This window comes from Nitrospirota bacterium (assembly GCA_016212215.1).
In the GTDB taxonomy this organism is placed as follows: Bacteria; Nitrospirota; 9FT-COMBO-42-15; order HDB-SIOI813; family HDB-SIOI813; genus JACRGV01.
This window is the reverse complement of record JACRGV010000005.1, coordinates 14,169-32,709: the sequence shown is the minus strand read 5'-3', so window position 1 is coordinate 32,709 and position 18,541 is coordinate 14,169. Positions and strand designations below refer to the sequence as shown.

The window sequence follows — 18,541 nt, the reverse complement described above, 5'->3', positions numbered from 1 at the left end:
TGAGCGGGGCGCTCACAAAGGGCAATGAAAACCCCACCCTCACCCGGACACTCTCCCTGAGGGAGAGGGGGCTACGTTGATTCCCTCCCCTTCAAGGGGAGGGGTAGGGTGGGGATGGGGTTATTGGATGAACAAAGACTGTTACTATAAGGAAATATTATGTTGACGCTTTGCATGATTGTTAAAAACGAAGAGGAGGTTATCGGCAGGGCATTATCCAGCGTACAGCAAATAGCAGATGAGATTATTGTTGTTGATACAGGCTCTACCGACAGGACGGTTGAGGAAGCAAATAGATTCAATGCAAGAGTATTCCCCTTCAACTGGAATGATGATTTCAGTGAGGCAAAGAATTTTTCAATCTCAAAGGCATCAGGTGACTGGATACTTGTACTTGATGCTGATGAAGCCATCGCAGGCAGGGACCTTTCAAAGATAAGTGAATTAATAAAAACCCAAAAATATGCAGGATATACTTTTATTCTGCGAAATTATAGTGAAAAATCAAATATAATCGGATGGCTGCCTAATCCAATGGATTATGAAGAAAGTATGAGCATTTCAGGGTTCCATCCTTTCCCGCTTGTCAGGCTTTTCAGGAATGGTCTTGGGATAAGATATAAAGGCAGGATTCATGAGACGCTTGAAGACAGCATGAAGGATAAAGGATTACAGTTTCAGGATTCTCATATACCGATTCATCATTATGGATTTATGAGGGGTGAAGATCAATTCAAGAATAAATTACAGCGTTATGCGTTATTAGAGGAGAAACGTGCAAGGGAATATCCCGGAAATACGGAATATTTATTAAGGGCTTCACGCCTGAATATAGAAGCAGGCTTACTTGAAAAGGCAGAACAATTGCTGAATGAGTTATTAGATTCCAAACCGGGTTTTGGTGATGCTTATCATGAGCTTGCTTTACTATCAGAAGAGAAATCAGATGACCTGAAGTCTGAAAAATTCTATTTAAAGGCATTGAGGTTAAATAGCGATAATGCGATGTTTCAATATAATTTTGCTAATTTTCTGGTAAAGAGGGGGCGTGCCGATGAGGCATTAAAATTCCTGCTGAATGTCATCAGGATAAAACCAGCGCATTTCAATGCCCACTATATGCTGGGAGAAATATTCTTTAAAAACGGTGATATTAACAATTCTTTGCTTCATTTCAGAGAAGTTATACGCGTTTACCCTAATCATTCTATTGCAAGGCATAATCTTGGTGTGGCCTATTATTTACTCGGTAAAAAGAAAGAGGCATCAGAGGAGTTTATGGAAGCAGTCAGAATAAATCCTCAGTACAGCATGCCGAGATTTTATCTTGGTCTGATATACGCTGAAACAGGGAAAAGAGAGGATGCAAAAAGAGAGATAGGACTATCCGTCAAATATGACCCCGGAAATGAAGAGGCAAGACGTATTTTAGAAATGTTATGAAAAAAGAAAAATTAAAAATTACTGTAATTGACCATGAAAAAGGTTATATCGGCCCAAGCTGTGTACGGGGGCTCCAGGCAATCGGACATACCGTACAACTAATGAAATTGAAGGGCGAGGAGGGTTCTAATGTCTTCGACCTATTCGATCCGTTAGCCCTGCTCAAAGAGATAATCCCTTTTGGTCCTGACCTTATTCTGGATATAAATGGAAAAACCTGTGACAGGGATGGGATATTATTATCAGCCTATAGGATACTGAATATTCATGTATTCATCTGGTTCGTAGATAATCCGCTCATAGTGCTTAATTATGGGCAATATAATCACTCAGATTTATTTACAAAACTTGTATATGATAAACATCAGTGCGAGGAGATGAAGAAACTGGGCATGACTGAAACCTACCACCTTCCTCTTGGTGCAGATGATAATTATTTCAAGCCGCTGACTCTTGATACTGCTGATATCGCGAAATACAAAACAGATATAAGCTTTGTGGGTTATAGTTATGCCGACAAGTGTGCATTATTAAGAAATGTACTTAGAAACAGATGGGTTGACATGCCGAAAGAGATGAATGATGTAATAAGGCTTGCCTCAGAAAACCTTAAAAAAGGTACTAAGAAAAGTACTCCTGAAATATATCAGTCAGCATTAGATTACTTTAGATTAAATCCAATATATCCGCAGGAGGATATTCCATGGGTTATCAATATAATTATTGAGCATGAATCAGGCAGGGATTACAGAGCAGAATTGATACGGCCTCTTCTAAAATATGGTATCAGGATATATGGAAACAAGAGCTGGCTAATGGTTTTAGATAAATGCAGCCTTCATCCGGCGGTAGATTATTTTGAAGACCTTCCTAAGGTATACAATGCCTCATTGATAAACCTTAACATTTCAAGGACACAGCTTGTTACAGCAGTTAATCAAAGGGTATTTGATGTCCCTGCATGCATGTCCTTTCTATTGACGGATTTCAAAGAGGAATTGGAAGAGTACTTTTTAATAGGAAAAGAGATAATATGTTACAGGGATAAAGAGGAATTAAACAGACTTACCGGTTATTACCTGAGTAATCCTGCTCAGATGAGAAAGATTGCAGAGGCCGGTTATCAGAGGGTTCTATGCGAACATACATATACCGACAGAATGGAAAGGCTTATTAATATTTATGAAAACATGCCTGATAATAATTATGAACCGGAGGAGAAGGGGGAGGCTTATGAAAAGGCAAATCTTTTTATAGGACAGGCTTATCTAAAGTTATCAAATAAAGAGAAGGCTGGTATACATTTTAAAAAGGCTTTAATCCCGGGGTCAAAGAATTATATCTGCCGGCTGAATACAGTCGGAGTATCGTTTCTACAGAATAAGGAATACGAGAGTAGTATCCCAATATTCATGGAGGCATCTGCACTCGACAAGGATGAATCATCCTTCCTCTTAAATCTTGGATTAGCGTATAAGAAAACAGGTAAATATGCAGATGCAGAATATTATTATAAAAAGGCATTGGAGAAAGATCCTTCCAATACATTAATTAAAAAAAGTCTTAACGATCTTTATCCGAAAATACCCCCCCAGCCCCCCCTTGAACAAAGGGGGGGATTTGCTTTGACCTTTATGAACGATCTTTTTATGACAGTTAATAAGAGTATAAAAGAAGGAGAAGTTACGCATGGCATTTCTCTTTGCATGATAGTTAAAAATGAAGAAGCAAATCTGGCACAATGCATCAAGTCTGTGCATCGCATAGTAAGCGAAGTGATAGTTGTTGATACCGGTTCAGAAGACAGGACTATTGAGATTGCACGCGAATATGGGGCACAAGTCTACAACTTTAAATGGAATGATAATTTCAGTGATGCAAGGAATATGTCTCTTGACCTTGCAACAAAGGATTGGATACTAATATTGGATGCGGATGAGATAATTGCAGAGAGAGATATTGAATCATTGAGATTGCTGTGTGAAAGTAAGGAATATGATGCTTTTAGTTTCTTAACAAGAAATTATATAAATGATTCAAGGGGGGCAGTCTGGATACAAAATGACAACTCATATAAAGAGGGCAGCGGCAATTCAGGATGGTTCCCGTCCCGTAAGGTAAGGTTGTTCAGGAATGACCGCAGAATAAGATTCAGCGGGGTTATTCATGAATTGGTAGAAGATTCTGTAAGAAATCTGAAACTCATAATTGGAGAGACTGCCATACCGGTTCATCATTATGGTGCAGGAAAATCAGGATTATCTTTAAGAGAGAAAAGGATTAAGTATATAAATTACTGTAGGATGAAGATTGAAGAAGAACCGGAAAATCCAAAGGCATATTATGAATATGGGATAGAGTGCTGTGAATATGGATTAGCGGCTGAGGCTGTTGAGGCATTTAAAAAAGTATTGGACATAAATCCTGACTTCCCCTTTGTTCATGGGTATCTTGGGGCAAGTCTGATAACACTTGGATTTCACAGGGAAGCTATAGTTTATTTAAATCAAGGTATCAACAAAGAACCTGATAACCCCGGGTTATATAATAACATTGCCTCTGCTTATTATGAGATTGGAGATTATGATAAGGCCATTATTTATTATAAGAAGGCAATTGATCTAAAACCTGATTATGCGTCATGTTATAAAAATATAGGATTATCTTACCTTAAATTAGACGACAAAAGTCATGCTGTTGAGTCATTGGAGAAGGCGTTGCTGCTGAATCAGCATTTAGATGATGTCTCAATGTTATTGAATGAATTAAAAAAGGTAAATTTAAAGAAACCAAAATTATCACTTTGTATGATAGTCAGAAATGAAGAGGCTGTGTTGAAAGAATGTCTTGAATCAGTCGCAAATATTGTTGATGAGATTATAGTCGTTGATACCGGTTCTATAGATGATACTCTGAAGATAGCATCTTCTTATGGGGCAAAAATACTACAGACTGAATGGAAAGATGATTTCTCAGGCCCTCGAAATATATCAATCAAAAATGCCTCCGGTGATTATATATTATGGCTTGATGCAGATGAAAAAATATCCCAGGAATCAAAAGATATGATTCTGAAGTTAAAGGAAACCCTGCCCGAAACACGTAACAGTTCTAATAGCTATAACGGCAAAGCAGAGGCGTATTCTATCATTATAACAAGCAAACGGAATAATCAAATAAACGAGCTTAATCATGAGGAAGAAAGTTTCCGGAGTCTCAGGATATTCCCGAATATCCCGGGTATTGAATTTAAAGGAAAAGTCCATGAGGATGTGTCTGGTTCGCTAAAACAAACCGGTATTAAAGTGACGCCTCTTGATATTAATGTTGAACATTATGGTTACAGGAATGATGATGAAATCAGGATGAAGGTTAAGAGGAATATACCACTGCTGATGGAAGAGCTTGCATTAACTCCGGATGACCCTTTAAAACTATTTTATCTGGCGAATAGTTTCTATTGCATTGGAGATATTGTTCAGGCTATATATTATATGGATAAAGCAAGAATTCAGAAGGGATCAGCAGTAAGGAACATGGATTGGTATCCGTTTGCTTATGTTAAGCTGGCCCAATTTTACAGGGAATCGGATAAACAAGATGATGCCGTAAAAATATACGAGGAGTTGATTGCCCTTTTCCCTGAATTTGCTACCGGATATTTTTTCTTGGGAGAGGCATTGTTCTTTCAAAGAAGATACAGCGAAGCATTGAAGCAAATGGAAGTTCATCAAAATCTAAATATAGAGATCAGCTCATATCCGTTACCAATAAAGAAAATGGATTACCTGAAATATTATTATTCCGGCTGTTGTTTAATGGAAGCCGGGGAATATTATGAAGCCGCAGAATATTTTTCTAAGGCATTGAATATTGACCCGAATGCTTTAACATTGCACATTTCTTTATCAAGACTATTTGCACTTACAAGAGATTTACAATCTTGTGTTGAGGCATGTAACAAGGTATTAAAATATACTGAAATGAATATTGATATTGAAATAAATTCAACAAAAGAACTTTCAAAAATCTTTGACTCCATCGGCGAATCATTTGAGGCTAGGTCTTTATTGCATGAGGCTATGGAGTCTTATAAGACTTCACTGGTATTGCTTGCAGATACCTATTAAAGTTATTCATACCATCTCCGATAAAAATTACCATCAACGAGACAATAAAAAAGGAAAGGCAGGTGAGATTGAAAAAGTGGAGAAGGGCCGGCTCCCGATTTTAAGATAAGTCCGGTTCATACGGCAAGGATGCCGTAACAAACTAAGGCAAAGAAAACCTTAGTAAATCAATCAAGGAGGATTAACCATGTCACTCAGGATTAACAACAACATAGCCGCTTTCAATGCCCACCGTTCATTAGGCGGATCGGATGATATGCTTTCAAAGTCTTTGGAAAAATTATCATCAGGTTACAAAATCAACAGAGCAGGTGATGATGCAGCAGGTCTTGGAATTTCCGAATCATTAAGAGCAAACATACGTTCATTCAAGAAGGCAAGCGATAATACATCTCAAGCCATGGCCATTTTACAGGTGGCTGAAGGCGGTGCAAATGAAGTCGGAAATATTTTACAGCGGCTCAAAGAGCTTGCAACACAGGCATCTTCTGCTAACCTGACATCTACAGACAGGACTAAGCTGAATGATGAAGCTACACAGCTTGAACAGGAAATAGATCGTATTGCCAATTCTACAAAGTACGGTTCAAATACCCTTATTAACGGCAACTTCGGTGCTACTGCAAGCATAGGCAGCCAGAATTTAGTCACCGCCGGTATTGCCAGTGCTGCAAAGATAGATGTTTCAGGGGTAGTAGATACATCTGCCACATATACAATTACAGATGCTGGAGATAATACAATAGCTCTCTGGAATGGCTCTATAACCCAGACGATCACATTGTCAGGGACAGGGGCACAGACTTTGGACTTCAAATCACTTGGAGTTAAGATAACCCTTGACAGCAATTATAGTGTAAGTAATGAGTTGAATGCTGCTTATTTTACCGTAGTTGCCGGAACTCAGGATTTCCAGGTTGGAGCATCAAGCAGCTCCGATGACAGAATATCTCTGGCAATAGGTAATCTTAAGACATCTAGTTTAAAAGACGGCGCTACATTCGATGTGACCCTTACGTCAGCAGCATCTGCCCAGAGTGCGCTGAGTGATATTGATACTGCAATATCTTATGTGACAACAAAACGCGGTGATATAGGTGCTAAACAGAACAGGCTGCAGTTTGCAGCAAGTAATCTGGCGGCCACCATAGAAAATACTATTGCAGCAGATTCCATTATCAGGGATGCGGATATGGCTTTTGAAATGACTTCATTTACAAAGAACCAGGTGCTTATGCAGGCAGGTAATGCGATGCTTGCCCAGGCAAACATGACTCCGCAAATGGTTCTTAAGCTATTAGGATAAAATTAATATTAATTAAACAAAATTCCCTCCGCTCCTTAAAATTATGATGCACTATCTGGGGGCGGAGGGTTTTTTCTTTTAAATAGTCAGGGGGTGGCTTACTATGGTAGACCCAATAAATACATCTGCTTCTTTATATAAGCCCATAGTTGATACCGGCAATAATAATTCACCTTCTAAAAATTATGAATCAGCTTTATCCAATTCAACTACGAAAATTGACACAGAAAATGATAAAGAAAATAAAACGCTGAATAAAGGGGATATTGAAAAGGTTGCGGATCAAATAAATAGTAAAATTGAGTCAACAAATAAAAGTTTAAAGTTTTTTGTTCATGAAGCTACCGGCCAGATTGCTGTAAAGGTTATTAATAAGGATACCAATGAGGTTATCAAAGAGATCCCTGCAAAGGAGTTGCTGGACTTACAGGCAAAGATTGAAGATATGGTCGGGATGCTTATTGACAAAGAGATCTAATAATTATGGATTCAACAAGTGCAATCAGCGGTTTGGCATCAGGTATTGACTGGAAAAAGATTATTGACCAGTTGATAGAGCTTGATAGAAAAAAGGTTAAGGTTATTGATGATAATCAGTTTAAGTATAAAAATAAACTGGATGCATGGAAAAGTTTAGCAGGAAAACTTCAAACATTAAAGACCTCAGCTACTTCTTTAAAAGAGGCCGGTACATTTAATACATTTACATCCGGTCTAACCTCATCCACTTCTACAAGTGCGGCTAACTATCTTAATGTCTCTGTAGGTTCCAAGGCAAATTCTGGTGTCTATAATATTGTTGTTTCAGCACTGGCCAAGGCACAGAAGACCTCGTCAACTACCTTCACAAGTAAAACAACGGCACTTGGTTATTCAGGTGAATTTCTCATCAACGGCAAGGATGTAAAATTTGAAACCACTGATACCTTAGTAAATCTAAGGGATAAGATAAATAACAAAAATACCGGATCAACTCCTTCCAATGTAACCGCTAATATACTTTCTGTTTCGAGTACAGACAACCGTCTGGTGCTGACAAGTGATAAAATGGGTGCTGACGGATTCAGTATCTTGGATGCAAGCAGTACAGATGTAATACAAAGCCTTGGTTTTACAAATACCACAACATCAATCAAGACCAGTGTTTCTCCGACCGGTGCAAAGTCTGATAAGTTCTCAAGCAGCAGTACGGCGGTTGGAACATTATATGGTCTGACCTCTTCGCCAAGCGGTACTGTAACCATTGGTGATAAAACTGTCAGCATTAATCTTGGAACACAATCTCTGACAGATATAAAAACGGCCATTGATGCACAGGCGCCGACCGGTGTCACTACTACGATTGAATCTGCAACAACAGATGGTGTAACTACATACCGGCTAAAGATAAGCGGGACAAACACATTTACAGACAGCAATAATGTCCTTGAGGCACTTGGAATTCTAAAAGGCGGACTGGCCAATTCGATTACAGCCGGTCAGGATGCCGGTATCACTGTTGATGGCATTACAATGGCAAGGACAACAAATACAATTACTGATGCAATAGAAGGGGTCACCTTAAACCTTGTCAACAGTGAAGCTACAACTACATTGACCTTAACCGTGTCCAGAAATATAGATGCAGTTAAAAAAACTATCAGCAATTATACAAACAGTTATAACGAAATCATTAAACTAGCTAATGAACAATTTACTTATGATACGGAAAAGAAGACAGCAGGAGTACTCTCAGGAGATGTTACCCTTACCTCTGTACAATCGGATGTAAGGAGTGTTGTTGCCGGTGAGATACTCGGTCTTTCTTCGACTATGAAGATGCTCTCCAATGCAGGCATTTCCATTGACAGCAAGGGTCTGATAAGTATAGATGATACTAAGCTGACAGAAGAGCTTCAGTCCGATTTTAACGCAGTTAAAAGGCTATTCATATATGAAGGCACTGCTACCAACAGTAAAGTAGAATATATTTCTCATACTAAGAATACTAAGGCAGGTACTTATGAGGTATATCTTACTACTGCCGCATCTCAGGGTACTGTTACAGGGAGCGGATTCAGCGGTACTTATACAGATGATGCAACTGCGGATACAATCAAAATAACAGATAAGTATACAGGAAGGATTGCATCGGTTTCATTAAATAATGGAGATTCAACAAGCACAATTGTTAATGCCATTAATTCCGAGCTTGCAACAGAGTATACACAGGTACTGACCGGATCTGTCTCTAATTCAAAGACAACTGCTGCTGGCGGCGGATATATTTCAGCTACTACGAAATGGTCGGAGATAAATACCGGCGGCGATGCGAATAATATTACTGATGGGAGTACGATTGCATATTCCGGTACAAAACGAGGCGGTGCAAGTTTCAGCGGGAGTTATACAATTACAAGTGCGACGACCAAAACGGTTGGAGAGTTTTTATCGGAACTTGAGACAGAATTCGGGAATAATGTAACTGCTGCAATTGATTCTAATGGAAAGATATCTATTACAGATAACACTGCCGGAGACAGTAAGACAAGTCTGACGTTGACGGAGAATGCAGGCTCTCTTGATTTTGGGACAGTTAGTGTTTCAACAACCGGACGAAATACATTAGATGTAATAGCATCAAGCAGTGGAAATAATCTTGTTATTACAAACAACCAGTATGGCAGCACTAATGGTTTTACAATAAGTTATGTCGGAGGGGGAACGAACAATACCTCTCAATTGGGTATAACAGCACAGGAATATACCGGGACTAATGTTGCCGGTACTATCAATGGTGAGACAGCAACAGGCAGCGGGCAGGATTTGATAGGGAACAGCGGAAATACCAACACTGACGGGCTTAGTTTAAAAATAAGTTATAGCAGCTCTGTTCCTGCAAGCCTCGGCACATTAAAGCTTACGCTTGGTGTGGCTGAACAGATGGAGAAGAAGCTGAATACAATGCTTGATACTGTTGATGGTTATGTCACTTACAGGCAGACAGGATTGCAGAGTTCTATTGAAAACTTTCAGAAACAGATGGATACAATGGATGAAAGACTTACAAGGGAAAGGGAAAAACTCACAAACCAATTTCTCGCAATGGAGAAGGCTATCAGCAAAGTACAGAATATGAGTAACTGGCTTACTAAACAGTTGAGTCACATGTAAACATATCGGTAACTGAGGAGGTTAAACAGATGAATCCATATCTAAAATATCAGGAAATAAATGTTAAAACGGCTGATCAGGGGAAATTAATATTGATGATGTATGATGGCGCTATCATATTTCTCCAGCAGGCAAAGGAGTTGAACAGGGAAAAGGATTTTATCGGTAAGTCAGAGAAGATTACAAAGGCACAGGATATACTTTTTGAGCTTATCGCTGCCTTAAATATGGATGCCGGTTCAATTGCAACTAATCTAAAAAGTCTTTATATGTACATGATTAAGAGATTATTTGATGCAAATATTAAAAAGGACACGCGTGGATTAGATGAGTCTTTGAAGATCATGAATGAATTGAGAGGGGCATGGGATAAGATAATTTCAAAACCTGAACATAAAAATAACACGGACAGTAAAAACAACCTTATACAGCAGGCTCAGCCGGTACAAATATAATGACAGCAAAAGATATGGGAAAAGAGATAATAATATGTTTAGAAAATGAATTAATGCTTTACAATAAGATTGCATTTATCTGTTTTAAATTGAAGGATGCGATCTCAAGTGAAACTGATTTTAGACTTGTGGAAGATATTATTTCAGAGAAGATAAGAGTTAGGGAAGAGGTAGAGAAGTTATCCATAATCAGGAGTGAACTTCACTGTCTATCTGAAAACAGTACTGAAATTATAGTGCAATTTAAAAGTAAGATAAAAAGGGTCATTAATAAAATAATTGAATATGAAAAAGAATGTGAAAGTAAAATGACAATCCTGCATAAAGATATTGGAGAGCGCCTTTTACAAGTTAATAAGGGGTTTCAGATGACAAAGGCATTTTCAAAAGGGTTCACATCACCTACCTATTTAAGTATTAAGCTATAGATTTATTCCATCAAATATTCATAGTTCATCCTACTTGTTTATTAATTAAATTTGATATAAAATCCTATTAATTTATTCGTCCTAATTATTAACGATAAATCCCTTACCCCCAAAATGGATCTGGATACTGAACTACAAAGATTTTACAATGATGTGATGCAGAGTCTTTCTGCATTTCAGCGGATTATTACTACTGTCAATAAGAGTTCCGATGTCAAATCTATCTGCAATGAAGTAGTGAAAATTCTCTCAAATGAACTTGGACTTGACCATTGTTCAATAATGTTATTGGACGAAAGCGGAAATTATGTGGTCAATCAGGCAGGTGTTTCAATTAAAGACCATGCAAATAAGGGGGAGGTATTTGTAAATCGTTCTTTCAAGATAGGTGAAGGTGTTGCAGGGATGGTTGCAAAGAATAACGCCGCTATCCTTATCTCTGATGTTGATAATGACAACAGATATGTGAAAGTTAAGTCTTCTGTTGATATTGGGTCATTGTTATGCCTTCCTGTATGTTCCGGCGCGGCTGTTATAGGTGTTTTAAACTTATCCCACAGCAGGCGTAATTTCTTCAGCAAACATCATGAAAAGGTTTTCTCAGTATTATCTTCGACAATAGGTCACCTTGTAACCTTTGTACAGCTTCAGAAGGACCTCGAAAGATTAAACAAAGACCTTCAGTTGACTGTAATGGAGCGTACGAGAGAGATTGAAGAATCCCATGATTATCTGAAGAATATATTTGAGAATGCAAGTGACCTTATTTTTACAATTGATAATGAAGGAAGGTTTATATTTTTAAATAAGAAGATAGAGGAGCTCGGCTATAGAAGGGATGAACTTGTCGGAAAAACTTTTGATAGCTTACTGATTGGTGAAGAAGGAATACGTACCTTTATTCATGTCTTAAAACAAGGTTCTAAAAAGACCATTGAAGTTGATCTGAAAGGTAAGGACGGCAATATATGTCAGACCCTATGCAGTTTTACGCCTCTCAAGAGCAGTAGTGAAGGGATAAGCGGGCTGCTTGGTGTTGCAAAGGATATTACTGAAAGGAAGATGCTGGAAAGGAAACTCCTTCAGACTGAGAAGCTTGCATCAATGGGGACTTTTGTCTCAGGGATTGCACATGAATTGAATAACCGCCTCCTGCCGGTATTAGTCTATTCTGAACTCCTGCAGGAGGCGTCAATTGCTGAGAATGAACTGAATTTGATCAGGACGATTAACCGTTCTGCTGTCGGCGCTAAACATATTGTTGAATCTTTGTTAAGATTCTCAAGGCAGGAAAAACCTCATAAGAACTATGTAAATCTTAATACAGTTTTAAATAGCGTAATCAATATTCTCCATTACAGGATATCTTCTATGGGCATAAATCTTAAGATCAAACTCGATAAATCACTTCCAATGACGTATGCTGATGACAGGCAAATTGAACAGGTATTTGTAAATATCATTAATAATGCATGTGATGCACTGGATATGTATACAGACAAAAATGAGCAGGGAAATGAGATAGAAATAAGGTCCTATTATTCGGATATGGACATTTATTTTGACATATCCAACAATGGCCCTCAGATCCCTGAAGATAAACTTGAGAAGATTTTTGACCCATTTTATACAAGTAAGGACGTGGGCAAGGGAACGGGCTTGGGATTAAGCCTCTGCTATGGTATTGTCCATGAACACAATGGAGATATAAGTGTGCAGAGTGAGCAGGGGAAGACTGTATTTACAATAAGGATACCTGTAATAACAAGAGAAGATTATTCAACTTTGCTCAGGTTAGTAGATGATGGTAAGGGAGAGGTAAGGGATAGTACAGATAAGAAGAGGATTCTGATAGTAGATGATGAAGAAGAACAGAGGGATGTGATCAGGCATATTTTAATGAGTCGTTATATCTGTTCCGGGGCTGGTTCCGGAGAAGATGCTATAAAGAGATTAGAGATTGAGGCGTTTGATATGGTTATTTGTGATGTTAAGATGCCCGGGATTGACGGCCCTGCTCTATATGAATGGATAAGAGAGAACCGCCCCAATATGGAAAACCGCATCCTGTTTTCAACCGGCGATATACTCGGGCCTCATGCAGAGAAGATTATTAGAAAAATCGGCAGTAATTATATAATAAAACCTTATAATGTAGAGGAGCTTCTGAAAAAGGTTAGTAATATCTTAACGGATAGGTAAGAGGTAGTAAGGCTGAAGGTAGAAGGTAGAAGCAAGAGGCAAGAATTAAGAAGTAAGATAACGGATGAACAATGAATATCCTCATTACCAACAACACTGCATTAATTATCGTTGATGTACAGAATGACTTCTGTCCAGGCGGGGCTTTGCCTGTGTCGGAAGGGGATAAGGTCGTGGCTGTTCTTAATTCCTATACAAAAAAGTTTATTGAAAGAGGTTTACCGGTATTTCTTACAAGGGACTGGCATCCTGAGAATCATATATCATTTAATGCTTATGGCGGGACATGGCCGCCCCATTGTATCCAGGATTCTAATGGGGCGGAGTTTCATCATGGACTTCTAATTCCTACAAATGCAGTAATAATTTCAAAGGGAACGCTGTCAGATAAAGATGCTTACTCAGGTTTTGAGGATACCAACCTTTCTGAATATCTTAAACAAAGACATATAGACCGCCTGTTTATCGGCGGGCTGGCAACAGACTATTGTGTGAAAAGTACAGTACTGGATGCCATAAAAGAAGGCTTTCAGACTGTATTTCTTGAGGATGCTTCACGAGGTGTAGATGTTAAGGCCGGTGATAGTGATAAAGCAATCAAAGAAATGTTGTCAGCAGGGGCGATAAGAATAAAACTGGGCGACATTGGTGATTAGTGAATCACTAAAATTCCCTCCCCCTTGAGGGGGGAGGGGTAGGGTGGGGGTGGGCGATGCCTAAACTATACACTGCTGACTTTGATGATATTAAGGCAGGCAGGATTACGGATGTATATTTTACCAGGACAATAAAGATATTAAAGGCTAAAGGTATTGATAAATGGGTAAAGGCAGAGTTTATTGCCAAAAACCTTCCTGATACATGGGAATGGGGCGTGTTTGCAGGGCTGGATGAATGTCTTAATCTGTTCGAAGGAATGAAAGTGAATGTCCGTTCGATGCCTGAGGGAACTTTCTTCAGACCTTATGAACCGGTACTTGAGATTGAAGGTATGTATACGGATTTTGGTATTTATGAGACTGCAATACTCGGTTTATTATGTCAGGCATCAGGTATTGCAACAAAGGCGGCAAGATGCAAAAAGGCAGCAGAGGGTAGAGGTGTAATAAGTTTCGGTGCAAGGAGGATGCATCCGGCAATAGCCCCTATGGTAGAGCGGAGCGCCTTTATAGGCGGTTGTGATGGTGTTGCAGTTGTGATGAGCGGTGAGATGATCGGTGAAGACCCTATGGGGACTATGCCTCATGCACTGATTATATTAATGGGGAATTCTGTTGATGCAACTAAGGCATTCCATGAGGTCGTTGAACCGCATGTAAAAAGGGTTGCATTGGTGGATACGTTTGGAGATGAAAAGTTCGAGGTGCTTTCCGTTGCTGAGGCAATGGGTGATAAACTCTATGGTGTCAGGCTTGATACACCTGCAAGCAGGAGGGGTAATTTCCCCAGGATACTTCAGGAGGTAAGGTGGGAGCTTGATCTGAGGGGTTATAAGCATGTGAAACTTTATGTGAGCGGCGGACTGGATGAGTATAAGATACCGGAATTAAATCCCTTTGTGGATGCTTATGGTGTTGGGACTTCGATAAGCAGTGCAAAGGTGATAGATTTTGCAATGGACATAATGGAAGTGGAGGGAAAGCCTCTTGCCAAACGGGGAAAGATGTCAGGTTCTAAAAGGGTTATGAGGTGTGATACCTGTTATAAATCAGAAATTGTACCTCTTAATCCCTTAATGGAACTAAAGACAACGAAATTTCCCTCCCCATTGACGGGGGAGGGTAAGGGTGGGGGTGAGCAACGGGAGTTTTCCGATCAAACGCAAGAGAATACTATATTGTCTTGTTGTAATTGCGGCGGCAGAAACAGCGATATCCTGTTGCCTTTTGTAGAAAATGGTAAGATAACGGGCAGCAGACCCTCTGCCCGTGAAATAAGAGAGTATGTATTACAACAGCTTCTGCGTTTTGAGCTTACCTAATTTCTCCACCTCTTCACTAAAGAAATATCCGCATAAATAATCTACATCATGAAGGTCCTTGTAATCAATCGGGAACGCTGCACACTGTTTTGGCCTTCCTTTATCATATATAGTGCATCTTGTATTCCCTTCAGGCCCCTCAAGGAAAGGACACTTGTACAATAGACTGCAACACTTTCCGCATTGAAAACAATCCCCGAATCTTGTCTTCTCAAGCTGTTCCACATATTTCTGTTTAAAGACACACAATACAAAGCGCCTTACTTTATTGTTGAACTGCTTAATCGTCCTGATCGCATGTCGGTCAATATAATACTGTAATATCCGTGTCAATAGCTCCCCCCTGACTTGTCTATCAGTTGTTTAGATTATAATTATAATAAGGAAAATTTACAGGTAGAAAAAATAACATAATTGAACTATTATTTTCAAGCACTTTTTTATAAAAACAACCCAATGAAGATGTTGTTGATTTATCGGAAATGATTACACAAAATCAGAAACATCTGCACGAACTTTTAAACATACTGTTACAACTTTCCCCTTACGGGTTTGAAAAAAATTGTAAAAGGTTACGAAAGGAAGCCTCAAATTTTGTCCTTGTAAAATTAATGACTCCGTAGTAACAAAATCAAGTGATTTTCTGTTTGACAATAACAGGTAAAATCTTTATTATCTCACTACTTAGATTATGTTTACCCCCTCACCCTTACCCTCTCCCCTCAGGGGAGAGGGTAAGGGTGAGGGGATGAAAATAGAAAGGATTTGTAAAGAAATATTATGAGAGATTTCAGCAGGATTCAGAGGCTGCCGCCTTATGTGTTCAGTATTGTTACCTCTATGAAGATAGAGGCGAGGAAGAGGGGGGAGGACATAATTGATATGGGGATGGGGAATCCTGATATGGGTAGTCCTCCTCATGTTGTTGATAAGCTTATTGAGGCCGCAAGGAATCCTAAGAATCACCGTTACTCGGCATCTAAAGGTATTACAAAGCTCAGGACTGCCATAGTTGACAGGTATAAGAAAAGATACAATGTTGATCTCGACCCTGAGACAGAGGCGGTTGTTACTATCGGGGCTAAAGAGGGTTTATCACATCTTGCCCTTGCTACGATAAATCCGGGGGATGTTGTTCTTGCCCCGAATCCGACTTATCCGATACACCCATACAGCGTGATAATAGTTGGTGGTGAGATAAAGAGTATCCCTCTTCGTGATGATTCTGATTTTTTTGAGGACATGTGCAATGCCTATAAACAGATATGGCCTAGGCCTAAGATGCTCATCATTTCATTTCCACATAACCCCACAACAGCAGTTGTAGACATCAGTTTTTTTAAGCAGGTGGTTGACTTTGCTCAGGATAATGACCTGATGGTTATTCATGACTTGTCTTACGCAGACCTTGTATTTGATGGGTACGAGGCACCGAGTTTCCTGCAGGTTCCCGGTGCAAAGGATGTTGGTGTTGAGTTTTATTCTGTGTCCAAGAGCTATAATATGCCGGGCTGGAGGGTCGGATTTTGTGTAGGTAATAAAGATATGGTCGGGGCATTAATAAAGATAAAGAGCTATCTTGACTACGGGGTTTTCCAGCCGATACAGATTGCCGCCATCCTCGCCTTGAATGGTCCTCAGGAATGTGTTCAGGAGACAGTTGAAATATACAGAAAAAGACGAGATGCACTTATAAACGGTCTTGCGAGGATAGGGTGGGAGATCAAAAAACCCCTTGGGACAATGTTTGTCTGGGCAAAGATACCAGAGCAATTCAGGGCACTCGGCTCTCTTGAGTTTTCAAAACTCCTTCTTACAGAAGCAAAGGTCGCCGTATCTCCCGGAGTGGGATTTGGAGAGTATGGAGATGACCACGTAAGGTTTGCCCTTGTGGAGAATGAACGAAGGATAAGGCAGGCGGTTAAGGGGATTAAGAAGGTATTGCAGAGGTAAGTGTTGAGCAGATGTAAGAAGAAAGATGCAAGAAGTAAGATTACAGATGGGAGTTCCCTCTCTCTCAGGGAGAGGGAACTAAGTTTCCCTCCCCCTTGAGGGGGGAGGGTCAGGGTGGGGGTGAGCTATGGGGTTCTTTGCATGAAATCTAAAATCGGCATCGGCATTATCGGCATCGGCACCGTTGGTTCCGGCGTTATTGAGATACTGCTTAGGAATGCGGATATTATTAAGAGACGGATAGGTGTTCCTTTGGAGATTGTTAGGGCAGTCACAAAGGATACTTCCAGACCTCTGCCTGAGGGGCTTAATCCTGCTGTTGTAGGCTCAGATGCAACAGAGGTTATTGATAATCCTGATGTAGACATAGTGGTTGAGTTGATGGGCGGGGTCGAGCCTGCAAAGAGTTTTACCCTGCGGGCTATTGAGAATGGGAAGCATATTGTAACTGCAAACAAGGCGCTCCTGTCATTAAGCGGTGATGACCTGTACCGTGCTGCCTCACAAAAGGGTGTGGATTTATATTATGAGGCTAGTGTATGCGGCGGTATACCGATTATCAAGGCACTTAGAGAAGGGCTGTCTGCGAACAGGATTGAGAGTATGTACGGTATTGTTAATGGTACGTCAAATTTTATAATGACTAAGATGACTCAGGAGGGGAAGGAGTTTAAGGATGCCCTTAAAGATGCACAGGGGCTTGGATATGCAGAGGCTGACCCTACTTATGATGTAGAGGGTATTGATGCGGCACATAAACTCTCTATCCTTGTAAATATCGCCTTCGGTACGCCGGTGAATCTTAAAGATGTTTATACAGAGGGTATATCCGGTATTCAGCCGCTTGATATTGAATATGCTGAAGAATTAAAATACAGGGTAAAGCTGCTTGCAATATCAAAAATGAAAGACGGCAGGATAGAGGCACGGGTACATCCGACTTTTGTCCCATGCAGTCATCTGATCTCAACAGTAGACGGGGCATTTAATGCAGTCTATGTAACCGGAGATGCAGTAGGACATATCTTGTTTTATGGAAGGGGGGCGGGAAGTCTACCAACCGGCAGTGCTGTTGCTGGTGACATAATTGATGTGGCGAGGAATATCCTGAACAACTGCTGCGGAAGGATTCCCCCGGCCTCTTTTAAAGAAGAATACAGGATGCCGCTGAATATAATGAGTATTGATGATATTGTGTCAATGTACTATTTCCGGTTTACAGTTATTGACATGCCCGGTGTGCTCTCAAAGATAGCCGGTATACTTGGTGACCATAAGATAAGCATAGCCTCGGTAATACAGAAGGGTAGAAAAGAGGGCGGTGAAGTCCCGCTGGTTATGCTGACACATGAGGCTGTGGAGAGGAATGTAAAGGACGCACTAAAAGAGATAAGCGGGCTTCATTTTATTGCAAATAAAACAGTGATGATAAGGGTGGAAGAAGGACAATAGGTAATTTAATAAAAGAAGAATGAGATTAAGATTAAGAA

At 39.8% G+C, this 18,541-nt stretch carries 13 protein-coding genes; 12 read left to right on the top strand and 1 reads right to left on the bottom strand.

Features of this window, described 5'->3' with window-relative positions; all coding sequences use genetic code 11:
• The first annotated feature begins 174 nt into the window (after window positions 1-174).
• The 10 genes from HZA08_00450 (at window position 175) to HZA08_00405 (ending at window position 15,098) form a co-directional block, all read left to right on the top strand.
• Window positions 175-1,443, top strand: a complete 1,269-nt coding sequence (locus tag HZA08_00450; GenBank protein ID MBI5191895.1) for a tetratricopeptide repeat protein — start codon at window positions 175-177, stop codon at window positions 1,441-1,443.
• A complete protein-coding gene (locus HZA08_00445; GenBank protein MBI5191894.1) occupies window positions 1,440-5,573 on the top strand; it encodes a tetratricopeptide repeat protein in 4,134 nt (1,377 codons plus the stop codon). The genes HZA08_00450 and HZA08_00445 overlap by 4 nt, the downstream gene beginning before the upstream one ends.
• A 187-nt stretch (window positions 5,574-5,760) precedes the next feature.
• Entirely contained in the window at window positions 5,761-6,879 is a 1,119-nt protein-coding gene (locus HZA08_00440) for a flagellin (GenBank protein MBI5191893.1), read from the top strand.
• A 103-nt stretch (window positions 6,880-6,982) separates the two neighbouring features.
• Window positions 6,983-7,357 carry a flagellar protein FlaG gene (locus HZA08_00435; GenBank protein MBI5191892.1) on the top strand — a complete coding sequence of 125 codons (375 nt, stop codon included), beginning with the start codon at window positions 6,983-6,985 and terminating at the stop codon, window positions 7,355-7,357.
• 5 nt (window positions 7,358-7,362) lie between these two features.
• On the top strand, window positions 7,363-10,032 hold the full coding sequence (fliD, locus tag HZA08_00430) for a flagellar filament capping protein FliD (protein ID MBI5191891.1): 2,670 nt from the start codon (window positions 7,363-7,365) through the stop codon (window positions 10,030-10,032).
• Between the two features lie 29 nt (window positions 10,033-10,061).
• The gene (gene fliS / locus HZA08_00425; GenBank protein MBI5191890.1) at window positions 10,062-10,487 is read left to right on the top strand and encodes a flagellar export chaperone FliS; all 426 of its coding nucleotides are present in this window, start codon (window positions 10,062-10,064) and stop codon (window positions 10,485-10,487) included.
• Entirely contained in the window at window positions 10,487-10,915 is a 429-nt protein-coding gene (locus HZA08_00420; GenBank protein ID MBI5191889.1) for a hypothetical protein, read from the top strand. The genes fliS and HZA08_00420 overlap by 1 nt, the downstream gene beginning before the upstream one ends.
• 114 nt (window positions 10,916-11,029) lie before the next feature.
• Window positions 11,030-13,117 carry a PAS domain S-box protein gene (locus tag HZA08_00415; protein ID MBI5191888.1) on the top strand — a complete coding sequence of 696 codons (2,088 nt, stop codon included), beginning with the start codon at window positions 11,030-11,032 and terminating at the stop codon, window positions 13,115-13,117.
• Between the two features lie 71 nt (window positions 13,118-13,188).
• The gene (gene pncA / locus HZA08_00410) at window positions 13,189-13,773 is read left to right on the top strand and encodes a bifunctional nicotinamidase/pyrazinamidase (GenBank protein MBI5191887.1); all 585 of its coding nucleotides are present in this window, start codon (window positions 13,189-13,191) and stop codon (window positions 13,771-13,773) included.
• A gap of 56 nt (window positions 13,774-13,829) precedes the next feature.
• On the top strand, window positions 13,830-15,098 hold the full coding sequence (locus HZA08_00405; protein MBI5191886.1) for a nicotinate phosphoribosyltransferase: 1,269 nt from the start codon (window positions 13,830-13,832) through the stop codon (window positions 15,096-15,098).
• Here HZA08_00405 and HZA08_00400 read toward each other — a convergent pair.
• On the bottom strand, window positions 15,066-15,431 hold the full coding sequence (locus HZA08_00400) for a hypothetical protein (GenBank protein ID MBI5191885.1): 366 nt from the start codon (window positions 15,429-15,431) through the stop codon (window positions 15,066-15,068). The two genes, HZA08_00405 and HZA08_00400, sit on opposite strands and share 33 nt — an antisense overlap.
• 447 nt (window positions 15,432-15,878) lie before the next feature.
• Here HZA08_00400 and HZA08_00395 point away from each other — a divergent pair, with 447 nt between their 5' ends.
• Entirely contained in the window at window positions 15,879-17,051 is a 1,173-nt protein-coding gene (locus HZA08_00395) for an aminotransferase class I/II-fold pyridoxal phosphate-dependent enzyme (GenBank protein MBI5191884.1), read from the top strand.
• 141 nt (window positions 17,052-17,192) lie between these two features.
• Window positions 17,193-18,503 (top strand): homoserine dehydrogenase, encoded by a 1,311-nt coding sequence (locus tag HZA08_00390; GenBank protein ID MBI5191883.1) that lies wholly within the window; start codon window positions 17,193-17,195, stop codon window positions 18,501-18,503.
• Window positions 18,504-18,541: the final 38 nt, after the last annotated feature.